Here is a 5,965-nt window from a genome sequence, read left to right as displayed (position 1 = left end):
TATCGTAATAAAAAATAGAGCCGTGGGGCATCCGGTTCTTAAAGCTCATCGAGTATCCGAAGCAATAGCTGGATTTGGTGAGAAGCCTACACGCTCTCTGTAATCAGTCAGTGTAGGAGTATGTCACGAGCGTTGGTCTGACCACTAGCGACTAGCAACGCTCAAGAAAGGCTGCGAAACGGACTTCTGTATCCCAATGTTCGATAAAGGAGTTAAGCACCTAGGTTAGCGTTCAAACTTTTTCGATCCCAGAGAGCCATGAGTCCATCTCACGAGGTTGTTGCCAATTAAATATGAGTGCTATAAAATCATCAAGTTGCTGATCGTTTAATTGTTCGAGTTGACGAACTATTTGTGGTGTGAGAACCTCAGCCCCAAACTTAGCTCGAATTATAGCACTTGCCGATTTTTGCTTACCTAAAAATTCTTCTTCTAACTTAGCCTTGTTAATTTGGGCTTCATACCAAGCATCGATTTGTTCCATCGTTTTCATAAAATCTTTGTCCTCCGGAGTTAAACTATCAGTAGGTATATCTCGTAAGTAAACACAGTATTTTATACATGCACTTATTGTATCATTTTTTCCCTGCGCTCCGGCGATAGCTGCTTGATTGACTCAAAAGCGCTAGTTGCAGAATGTTTATCTCCCAACATTTTTAGCCACATCGTTTCTGGACTATCAACCAATTCTGTGATAATGACAATCCCCAACCGAAAAATTGGAGGGATTCGATATACACCTACACCGAATTCAGTTGCTTTTTGAGCGCCACACAAATTCAATAGTTTTTCACTGCAATTCACCGTGAGAATCCACGTAAATGGATTTTGATTCTCAATTTGTTGTTTTACTTCTTTCTTACTTGGTTGAGAACCTGTTAATTCCGGTTTGGCTTTGGCGTTTCTTCCACCAATTAATAGACATCTCCGGACATTAACTATGCGTTACCCAGAACCCTTGTAGAGACGTAGCAGTGCTACGTCTCTACATCTTTTCCGGAGATATCTAATAAATTCTTAAGCCTCTCCCCGCTTGCAGTATGATTTTGGGTTCCTATTATGTGGCAGATAGGGGAAAGAATGGCTCCATACTAGTGTAAATACTGATGTGGAAATCCAAGCTCAGTACATATACTGTATCGTGAGTTTTATTTTTGAATTAATTGTATTGGAACACTAGAAAAATTCTTGCCCTTGTAAATTGCGGTTATCCCCAACAGTCGGAAGTAAATCGGAGAAAATACACTTCTTAATTAAATGAATCAAGTTACTTCTATTCTTAACCAAAAACTATCCATCCCGGAAAACGTCCTCGCTCAAGAACTTAACGGTGAGATAGTTATCTTAAATATGGATTCGGAAACTTACTACAGCTTAAATCCCGTGGGAAGTCGGATTTGGCAGTTGTTGACAAACTCTGAAAATGTGGAAACAGCAATGCAGCAATTATTGCAAATTTATCTGGTTGATGAAACTGCGTTGCTGCGGGATGTAACTGAGTTTGTGAAAGAGTTATCAAAGGAAGAATTGTTAATTAGTTACGACAGCAAAGAATTAGAGGATGAAAGTTTGCTAAAGCAAACTTTCATCCTCTCGAAAAAAAAAAGAGATTTAGCTACGACTGAAGAAGTTAATAAATATCATCAACTTGAAGAAGAAAAGACTAAAAATATTGATAATCTTTTATCTTACGAAGCTCCCTTGTTACGCAAGCATGGCAAAGTAAATGATGTGACTCAAGGAAGTCTTATCCCAGGTTTTAGGATTGATAGCAGGTTTGCTGGTTTGCGTGATAGATCGTAGCTTGTAGGTTGGGTGGAGGCTTTGCGTAACCCAACACACGATATGAGGAAAATAAACATTATTTCAATAATATCAACCCACCGCAAACCCAGTGTATTGCCTTATCAAAGGTTCGTGAAATGCTAAAACAATATCTGACTTTGGCACTCCCAATTTTACCAACTCATCAGCAATACCAATTTCCGTACCATCATGCTGTATCCAAATCTTCTCACCTTTAATATCGAGATGTAACACACATCCATACATCGGCTTGCGATTCTTCCATCCTGTATGCACAACTTGATAATGGTCTCGATCCGTATCAAAAACTAACTCGGTTTCCGCTTCACCATCTGAGGGGCTAAGGCTGGCATAATCAGTTAATAATTGTTTGATATAAGTGCGATAACGTTCTAGCTTTTCCATTCTAAAAGTACCTCACTAACTGGATCGTAAATGATTAATATAATTTGAAAACGTTTAATTACGGTTTGGACAAAGGGAAGCATAAAAAACTTCCGATATACGCTGACTGGAACTGCTAAATATAAAATACGTTCCGGTTGCCGCTCTTCCAAAGCTACTCGATAATTAATAAATTGTCCTACCGCAGTATGAAAATCCGAAATATTTGATGTGCCAATAAAACTTTTAATTTCAACGGCGATTTTTTCCTCTCCACGTTCTGCTGCAATTATTTTTTCTGCTCCTAAGTCAATTTCCATGTCAGCACCACCAGCTTGAATCCTAAGTGGGTCATCTGTAATCAGCCAACCATCTTTTTCTAAACCTTTCCTAACAGCAGAGTGAAAAATATCTTTAGCCATTGAACTGGTAACACGACAATCTAAACCGAACTACATCTACTATTTTAGCTGAAACAGCAAGCCTGAAAAATTTTTATGTGAGTTATCAAAAACCTTGCCAAAATCAGTAAAAACAATTATAAAGAAGCCGTATATATAACAATTTTTACCATACAGTAAGTTAAATTTCGATAATTTATATCAGTAGCTACCATTTTCGCAACAGATGCTTTCTAGAAAAAAAACAGATATTCCTTTGCTCTCCATTCCCTTCTACACATTAAAATCCTATGAGCGGCATTCTCAGTCTAATTAATCATAACAACGAACCCGTCAATCAGTCCCTCCTCCGTCAAATGACCGATTATATGGTGTTTCGCGGACCCGATGCTCAACAAATATGGCATAAAAATCACATCGGCTTGGGACATACCCTATTGCGGACAACCTGGGAACAGGAACGGGAACAACAACCTTTTACTCTTGATGATCGCGTGTGGATTGTTGCCGATGTCCGGTTAGATGGACGCAAAGATTTAGTTGTGGCTTTACTAGCAAGAGGTCGGGTAATCGATGAAACTAGACCCGATGTGGAGTTACTTTTACACGCTTATCACGTTTGGGATACAGCTTGTGTAGAGCATTTACAGGGGGATTTTGCCTTTATTATTTGGGATTCGAGACTACAACGCTTGTTTTGCGCGCGCGACCAGTATGGAATTGTGCCGTTTTATTATGCTCAAGTTAACAATACATTGATTTGCAGCAATACGCTGGACTGCATCCGCTTGCATCCCCAAATATCGACCCAGTTAAACCAGCAAGCTGTAGGAGATTTCCTGACGCAGGGAATGAATATGGAATGGTCAACGACTATTTTTGCTGATATAAAAAGGCTTCCCCCTGCCCATACTTTAACTTGGCAAGCTGGACAACTAGATACACAAAAATTAAACATCCAAAGGTATTGGCAATTACCCCGCACTCGTCCTTTAATCTTCTACAAGCATCCCCAAGAGTATGTAGAGCATTTTTCAGAACTCTTCGAGCAAGCTGTTAGCGACAGATTAAGGACAAATCGCATTGCGACTCATATTAGTGGGGGGATGGATTCTACCAGCATTGCTGCAACGGCACAAAAGGTACTCTTAGAAAGAGGAGAACCCTTTGATTTTCAGGCATTTACCATGCGCGATCGCCTGATGATGCCAGAGGAAGATTCATACGCCAGCATGGTAGCTCATTTTATTGGGATTCCCTTAAATGAGATGAACTGTGAAGGATATATGTGTGCCGTACCATCTGTCAACCCCCAAACCCCATCACCCGAACCAATCGGAATTAGCGATCGCAATCCTGGTAATGATTTTACTAGACGCTGTGCAGACCATGCGCGGGTAGTTTTAACCGGATTTGGTGGTGACCCCGGTTTGCGATTTGGCGAGTTTTATTGGCTGGAGTGGTGGAAACACGGTTTGCGTAGAGAAATATTCCAGGTCTTTGGACATTATTTACGAACCCATCGCTCTCCGAAATTATACTTACGACAAGGTAGAGCTTATTGGCGCAAAATTAACAAGAAGAAATTAGAACTTCCGACTTGGTTTAATGCCGATTTCGTTAAGCAACTGGATTTACAGCAACGATACGAACAAATTAACGTCGAATCGATAGATAATATCTCTCGCTACGGCATGGCTAATTCTCCATTTTGGTCAAACATCTTTGAACAATTCGACCCCGGTTCTACGGGAATTCCCATTAAACATTATTATCCCTTCTTCGATTTGCGCTTGGTTAACTTTATGGTGTCAATTCCCCCGATTCCTTGGTTGGTTAATAAAAATATCCTGCGGGAATCGATGAAGGGTAAATTACCAGAAGCAATCCGTACTCGGAAAAAAATTGTCTTTCAAGCACCCGAAGAATATATTCAGGGAATGCGGGAAAGCGTGGGATTATGGGCTGGGGATTTGTTGAAGAATACACCCGGTTTTGAAGAATATATAGATACTGCCGATTTACTCAGGTGTTTAGAATCTGGGGAAATTGATACTGGGAAATTCATGGAGGTAGAGAAAACTTTGGCGGTTGCTTATTGGTTGCGGAATTCTCAAGTTGTTTCACCGAATAAAGCAAAACTTGAAGCTGTGTCTGTATATTAAGAGGTACAGGGAGTGCGAGCGTCTCGCTCGCTTGGAGCAAGATGCTCGCTGCTAGCTCGCACTCCCTAAACTCCGCAAAACTTTTTGGTCAAGTACTATAGTGCGATCGCTTCCTGAATTAATCTAATTGGAAACCCTAACCTCGATTGATCGGGTTGGGTTACTTCACGAATACCATCTTGCATACAGATAGTTATTTAAAATATTTTGATCTTTGCTCAGTAATATGTTGTTATTTAACAGAGCATTTGCCGTAATAATCCGATCAAAAGGATCGCGAGTCCAAGTAATCGTTAAAGTCACACATATAATATCATTGAAGTTTTTATTACATATTTTTAAACCAATTTCCTCAGACAGATTAGAAATAATCACATCCGGTTCATCTGTAATACGTTTTATCTCATATAAATACTGTAACTCTAATCGAACAATTGCCGAAATATAAACTTCATTGTCATTAATTAAAGTTTTAGCAAGATCGGTTAATTTATCTGTCAAACCAGAATGTAGCCATGCTACTACATGAGTATCAAGATAAATCAACATTGACCTCCTGCTCCCAACTGATATTAACTAAATCATCTGGATTTCCTTGAATAACATTAGGCTTAAAAGTCAAATTGCTAAGTTTATCTTTTTTTTCTACAGGAATAATTCTTAACAACTTACCATTTTTGTTAATTTCTAGTGAAATACCTGTTTCTAGTACCTCATCCAGTAGACGCTCAATATTATTACTCAATTCTGTTAGTGTAACCTTTTTCATTGCGTTCCTTAAAGATTCACATTGTTTTATGAGTTTAAATATTTTAGCAAAAATTCTTCTTTGACGCGCTCATATTATTATGTATGAAAGTTAGCGCGAGATATGCTTCTTCCCTGGTAATGATTTTACTAAACGTTGTGCAGACCATGCACGGGTAGTTTTAACGGGATTTGGTGGCGAGTTCAATACTGATGCAAATGGTAGCGACGGAACTGGCATGCTCAACAAGCTTACCTTTTTTGGACGTGATGGCGACAAACGCAACTGGCTACTTTCTTTCAATGAAGTACGAAATTCCCCATCTGCTATGTAATAGACATCTCCGAAAACAACCAAAGTCTTACCATAAGTGCCTTTTAGACTGCGATCGCCCAATAGCAAAGATAGCTAATTTGTACACAAGAATAGGCATTAGATATGGTTCCTATTGATAATTAGCG

8 protein-coding genes are annotated in these 5,965 nt (G+C 39.3%); 2 read left to right on the top strand and 6 right to left on the bottom strand.

From position 1 onward, the window contains the following. Positions 1 to 232: 232 nt before the first annotated feature. Positions 233 to 493 carry a hypothetical protein gene (locus tag IQ247_RS31060; RefSeq protein ID WP_193925936.1) on the bottom strand — a complete coding sequence of 87 codons (261 nt, stop codon included), beginning with the start codon at positions 491 to 493 and terminating at the stop codon, positions 233 to 235. A gap of 74 nt (positions 494 to 567) precedes the next feature. Continuing rightward, positions 568 to 804, bottom strand: a complete 237-nt coding sequence (locus IQ247_RS31055; RefSeq protein WP_193925934.1) for a hypothetical protein — start codon at positions 802 to 804, stop codon at positions 568 to 570. Positions 805 to 1,257: 453 nt separating this feature from the next. Here IQ247_RS31055 and IQ247_RS31050 point away from each other — a divergent pair, with 453 nt between their 5' ends. Continuing rightward, positions 1,258 to 1,803, top strand: a complete 546-nt coding sequence (locus tag IQ247_RS31050; RefSeq protein WP_228060210.1) for a PqqD family peptide modification chaperone — start codon at positions 1,258 to 1,260, stop codon at positions 1,801 to 1,803. Positions 1,804 to 1,875: 72 nt separating this feature from the next. Here IQ247_RS31050 and IQ247_RS31045 read toward each other — a convergent pair whose 3' ends face one another. Both IQ247_RS31045 and IQ247_RS31040 read right to left on the bottom strand, forming a co-directional pair. Further along, positions 1,876 to 2,211: a XisI protein gene (locus tag IQ247_RS31045; protein WP_193925933.1), complete on the bottom strand. Its 336-nt coding sequence runs from the start codon at positions 2,209 to 2,211 to the stop codon at positions 1,876 to 1,878. Beyond that, a complete protein-coding gene (locus tag IQ247_RS31040; RefSeq protein WP_193925932.1) occupies positions 2,199 to 2,612 on the bottom strand; it encodes a XisH family protein in 414 nt (137 codons plus the stop codon). Before IQ247_RS31040 ends, IQ247_RS31045 begins: the two co-directional genes overlap by 13 nt. Before the next feature lie 269 nt (positions 2,613 to 2,881). On the opposite strand from IQ247_RS31040, the gene IQ247_RS31035 reads away from it, so the two are divergent. Continuing rightward, complete coding sequence (locus tag IQ247_RS31035) at positions 2,882 to 4,756, top strand: asparagine synthetase B family protein (protein ID WP_193925931.1); 1,875 nt, start codon at positions 2,882 to 2,884, stop codon at positions 4,754 to 4,756. A gap of 165 nt (positions 4,757 to 4,921) precedes the next feature. Here IQ247_RS31035 and IQ247_RS31030 read toward each other — a convergent pair whose 3' ends face one another. Both IQ247_RS31030 and IQ247_RS31025 read right to left on the bottom strand, forming a co-directional pair. Beyond that, complete coding sequence (locus IQ247_RS31030) at positions 4,922 to 5,305, bottom strand: type II toxin-antitoxin system VapC family toxin (RefSeq protein ID WP_228060209.1); 384 nt, start codon at positions 5,303 to 5,305, stop codon at positions 4,922 to 4,924. Next, on the bottom strand, positions 5,289 to 5,525 hold the full coding sequence (locus IQ247_RS31025; RefSeq protein WP_193925930.1) for a type II toxin-antitoxin system Phd/YefM family antitoxin: 237 nt from the start codon (positions 5,523 to 5,525) through the stop codon (positions 5,289 to 5,291). Before IQ247_RS31025 ends, IQ247_RS31030 begins: the two co-directional genes overlap by 17 nt. Positions 5,526 to 5,965 lie beyond the last annotated feature (440 nt).

The organism is Plectonema cf. radiosum LEGE 06105 (assembly GCF_015207665.1).
GTDB classification, from domain to species: Bacteria; Cyanobacteriota; Cyanobacteriia; order Cyanobacteriales; family Nostocaceae; genus Rivularia; species Rivularia radiosa_A.
This window is presented reverse-complemented; position numbering and strand designations above follow the sequence as displayed.